The organism is Sapientia aquatica, from assembly GCF_004358105.1.
GTDB classification, from domain to species: domain Bacteria; phylum Pseudomonadota; class Gammaproteobacteria; order Burkholderiales; family Burkholderiaceae_D; genus Solimicrobium; species Solimicrobium aquaticum.
This window is the reverse complement of sequence record NZ_SMYL01000053.1, coordinates 1-594: the sequence shown is the minus strand read 5'-3', so window position 1 is coordinate 594 and position 594 is coordinate 1. Positions and strand designations below refer to the sequence as shown.

Below are 594 nucleotides of genomic sequence, written 5' to 3'. Positions count from 1 at the left end.
AGCCGCGTTTGATGGCGGTAATTAATGATTTGCCCACCGAAATAGAGGTATCTTTGCCGCTGGTGATTGCAATATGTTCGCCGCTGCTAATGTGGGTCGATGCGGGGGTGGTGGCGTGGATGCCCGCCGCGCCAGCGAGCACGACATGGGGCGCGCTGAGTTCGGGGAAGCTGCCCGCTTGGCTTGCTTGCGAGCCTTGAATGGCGGCATTGTCGCGTTTGAGTGTGTCGGGGATGTCGTTGGGAGTTTGTCCGTCAATGTGCGCGTCATGATGTCGCGCCAAGTCCGTTAATTCCTCCTGCTGTTGTTGCGCGTGCTGTAACCGATCAATGGTTTCGTCCATATCGGTGATGTGATTTTGCGCATTGGGGCGGGCTTCGGTGGTGATGAGTAAGCCTTTGCCGGCGCGCACCGCACCGTGCCCGTCGGTGCGGAGTTCAAAGCCCTGTCCACGTGGATCGGTGCGTCCTGCGTTGTCGTCGATACGGGTGATGTGACCGAGTGACAGTTGGCTGTCTAAATGGTCGCTCTTGAGTTGGGTCTGAATCTGACCGGGACTGTCGTCCATGATCAGATGGTTGCTGCGCCCACTGG

General features: G+C 58.2%; 1 protein-coding gene. It reads right to left on the bottom strand.

The window, feature by feature from the left end; all coding sequences use genetic code 11:
- A partial coding sequence (locus tag E2I14_RS19205) for a type VI secretion system Vgr family protein (protein WP_264757067.1) occupies positions 1-568 on the bottom strand: 568 nt, incomplete at its 3' end.
- Positions 569-594: the final 26 nt, after the last annotated feature.